Below are 3839 nucleotides of genomic sequence, written 5' to 3' on the forward strand. Positions count from 1 at the left end.
GTGCCGGCCAGGCCGGCGGCGAGGACGGCGGCGGAGGCGAGGCCGACGAGCCGGGCGGCGAACCGCCGCCCGAGTCCGTGCGAAGTCAAGGCAGGTCCCTTCGTGACGAGAGGTCAGAGAGCGGTGCACGGTGCGGCAGTAGCATGGCACATATCACGTGTCATGCAATGCTCCTGAAGGGACCTTCCCGCCCGCGGCGCGCAATCCCCCCACCCGGCGGTGTCCGTCCACCGAAAGGCCGTTCAGAAAAAGGCAGTTCAGAACGGGTCGCCGCAGCCGTCCACCCGCCGTCCGGCGGAGACCTCACGCCCGACCGCGGTCCGCACCCCTTTGCGCGAGCGCGAGGCATACGTGTCGCACAAGATGCGGATACGTGATTGAAAAGGTGGAAAGCGCGCATCTCGGCGGCTTGAGTACCGCAGGTGGCGAGGACGAGGAGCCCGGTCATGGCCGATGTCGACGTTCTCGTGGTGGGCGCGGGCCCGGTGGGCCTCACCGCGGCGGCCGAGCTGAGGCGTCACGGCGTCGAGTGCCGGATCGTCGACGCGCTGCCCGCCCCGCAGCACTACGCGAAGGCCGTCGGCATCCAGCCGCGCACGATGGAGGTCTGGGACTCCATGGGCCTGATCCGCGAGGCGCTGGACGAGGCCGGGCCCCTGTTCGGACAGCTCGCCTTCGTCGACGGCAAGCCCGGACCGCGGATGGAGCTGCGGCTGCCGCCCGAGATCCCCTACGCCTTCGCCGCTCTCCCCCAGTACACGACCGAGCGGCTGCTCACCGAGCACCTGGCGCGCTTCGGCACGACGGTAGAGCGCGAGACCGCGCTGCATGCGGTCGAGCAGCACCCCGACAGGGTCGAGGCGACCGCGCGTTCCAGAACCGGAGCAGGCGGACCCCGTACCCGGTGGCGGAGCCCGGCGGCTCGTCGGCACCGACGGCTCCGCGCTCCGCTGACGGACGCCCGTCCAGGCGTCCGCCGGCGGAGCGGCACGGCTCCGGGCGGACGTCCAGCCGTCCTCAGGTGGCGGAGAAGCTGAACCAGTGGACGTTGACGAAGTCGCTGCTGCTGCCGCTGCTGAAGGTGAGGTAGAGGTCGTGGACGCCGGTGGCCGCGCCGCCGAGGTTCATCGGGATGGTCTGCCAGCTCTGCCAGCCGCCGGTGTTCGCGATGTCGATCTCGGCGATCACGGGGCCGCTGGTGCCGTCGAGCCGGAACTGGACCGCGCCGCTGACTCCGGCGGGCGCCCCGGAGGCGAGGCGGGCGAGCACCCGGAGCGGCGAGGAGCTGCCGAAGTCGAGGCCCTGGTACTTCAGCCAGTCACCGTTGGAGATCCAGCCGACGTCGAGTCCGCCGCCGGTGTCGGAGCAGGACTCGGTGCCCGTTCCGCTCTGCGCGGAGTAACTGGAGGCCGCGATGGTGCTGTAGGCGCTGACGCCGGTTCCGCCCCCGCCGCCTCCGCCGCCGCCGGATCCGGTGACGCCGCTGCCGAGGGAGATCGTCCAGGAGGTCGGGGCGTAGTCCTGGAGGTGCCCGTCGACGGGCGCGCTGCCGGTGGGGCCGACGTCGTCGTACGGGAAGGCGTAGCCGATCGAGGCGTACTTGTGGACCAGCCGGGCGTAGTGGTTGGTGACGGCGTTGGTGTAGTACTGCGCGGAGGTCACGCCGCCGGGCTGGTTCTCGCCGCCGGACAGCAGCAGCGTACTGCGGTTCAGCGCCGCGCCCAGCCGCGCGGCCACCGCGCCGCGGGCGTCCCCGCCGGAGTTGTACAGCGGACCGCTGTTGCAGCTGAAGATGTCGCTCGCGCTCGGGCGGGTGAAGGCGACGCCGTCGTCGTTCAGGCCGGAGAAGGTCAGCACCCCGCCGGAGACGGTACCGGTGAAGGTGCCGAAGGACTGCGTGTCGACGGTCAGCGGCGTGCTCGCGAAGCGGCTCCACACCTGGTCGAGGTAGGAGTTCCAGTAGCCGCCGAAGTCGGTGGCGGAGTGGACGGGCGACATGACCCGCAGCACCGCGCCCGAGCTGTCGGTGGCCACCAGTGTGTCCCAGGGCGCGCCGTCGCCGGCGTGCTGCGCGACGAGGCCGGAGGCGATCGAGGCCAGCGCGCCGGCGGGCAGCGGGCTGACCGTCTGGGTGCCCGAACTCCCGGTGGTCTGCATGGAGATGGGCGAGGCGACCAGGTCGACGTAGCTGATGTTGGCGTAGAGGTTGGTGCTGTTGTAGGTGAACTCGCAGAAGGTCCAGTCCGTCAGCCAGTTGGGATCGGAGCTGGTGAACCCCGGCTGGACCAGCCCCGGTACCGAGCCGGGGTTGACGAAGAACTGGATCTTCTTGCCCACCGAGAACCAGACCCGGCCGCCGATGACGTAGTCGGTGAGGGTGAGGGTGGTCGAGGTGCCCGAGGCGCCCAGGGCGATCGAGTAGTCGGGGACGGGCGTGAGCGTCGCCGAGGGGTTGGCCAGGCGGTGGAAGGCGCCGTCCGATCCGACGAAGCCGGGCCAGCCGGTGGCGTCGGCGCCCGAGATGTACGCGTAGACGGCCGTGTTCGCACCGGAGTTGTTCTGCAGGGTGACGGGCAGGGACGCGGCGGCGGAGGCGGTGGCGGCGAGGCCGGGCAGCCAGGCGGGCGCCGTGAGCGCGGCCGTCGCGGCGGTGGCCGTGGCGGCGAGGAACGTGCGTCGTGTGAGCAAGAGGCCTCCAAGGGTTGGAGCGAACCCGCGTCCCCACGCGCGGATGCATGACTGGTGTAGACCGCTCGAACTATCTCGGGGGCACCATGTTCCCGTCAATACTTGTGAGCCTTATGCCGATTTAAGGTTCTCTGCCTTCAGGGTTTGTACGCAGCAATGCCGTTGGGGCGCAGACAGGGGCGCAGGGCCCGCCGGGTGAAGTCCCGGCGGGCCCTGCGTGGTGCGGTCCTGCGGTCAGGCGCCGCTTACGGGCGGGGCCTGGTCACCGTGCTGTCAGGAGGCGTTCAGCGCGGTGTCGTCGACCACGAAGCTGGTCTGGAGGCTCGCGTCCTCGCTGCCGGTGAACTTCAGGGTGACGGTCTGCCCGGCGTAGCTGGACAGGTTGAAGGAGTGCTGGGTGTAGCCGTTGGCGGCGTTCAGGTTGGAGTACGTCGCCAGGGTGCCGAGGACGGCGCCGGTGCTGCTGAGGACCTGGACCTTGAGGGTGTCGTAGGCCGTGGTCGTCGTGGTCTCGGCGGTGTCGATGTGCAGCCAGAAGGAGAAGTTGGCGCTGCAGCCGGCCGGGATGGCCACCTTCTGGGAGAGGGTGTCGGTGTGCGTGGTGCCGTAGCCGTCCAGCCAGGCGTCCCAGGTGCCCGAGTGGGTGGGCTCACCGGAGGAGGCGTACTGGCCGATGACGCCGGAGGACGCCGTCCACACCGTGTTGCCGGACTCGAAGCCGGGGTTGCCCAGCTTCTGACCGGGGCTGCCGCAGCCGCCGCCGCTGGAGTTCTCGGTCCAGGTGAAGGACGTCGAGCCCGAGGCGGTGCCGGAGGAGGCGGTGACCGTCACCGAGAAGGTGCCCGCGGTGGTCGGGGTGCCGGAGATCAGACCGGAGGAGGAGATGCTCAGGCCCGCCGGAAGACCGGTCGCCGAGTAGGTCAGCGACTTGCCGGCCGAGTCGGAGCCGGAGATCTGCAGGGACGCCGCCGTGCCCACGGTGCCGGTCTGGTTGCCCGGGTTGGCCACGGAGACGGTCTCGGTGCCGCCCTGCGAGTTGATCGTCCAGGTGAACGAGGTGGAGCCGGAGGCGCCGGTGCTGTCGGTCGCGGTGACCGAGACACTGAAGGTGCCCGCCGTGGTCGGGGTGCCGGAGATCAGGCCCGAGGACG

The 3839-nt window shown here is 70.7% G+C and carries 2 protein-coding genes and 1 pseudogene; 1 reads left to right on the forward strand and 2 read right to left on the reverse strand.

Annotated elements, in window-relative coordinates:
• Nucleotides 1-446 precede the first annotated feature (446 nt).
• Nucleotides 447-887 (forward strand): annotated as a pseudogene (locus TR48_RS45830) (FAD-dependent monooxygenase); the annotation flags it as partial.
• A 130-nt stretch (nucleotides 888-1017) separates the two neighbouring features.
• On the opposite strand, the gene TR48_RS27340 reads toward TR48_RS45830, so the two are convergent.
• Together TR48_RS27340 and TR48_RS27345 are read right to left on the reverse strand one after the other, a co-directional pair.
• Nucleotides 1018-2688 (reverse strand): beta-1,3-glucanase family protein, encoded by a 1671-nt coding sequence (locus TR48_RS27340; RefSeq protein WP_042372114.1) that lies wholly within the window; start codon nucleotides 2686-2688, stop codon nucleotides 1018-1020.
• Nucleotides 2689-2961: 273 nt separating this feature from the next.
• Nucleotides 2962-3839, reverse strand: an 878-nt coding sequence (locus TR48_RS27345) for a putative Ig domain-containing protein (RefSeq protein WP_174501743.1), incomplete at its 5' end; no start/stop codon positions are given.

The organism is Streptacidiphilus neutrinimicus (assembly GCF_000787815.1).
Taxonomy (GTDB): domain Bacteria; phylum Actinomycetota; class Actinomycetes; order Streptomycetales; family Streptomycetaceae; genus Streptacidiphilus; species Streptacidiphilus neutrinimicus.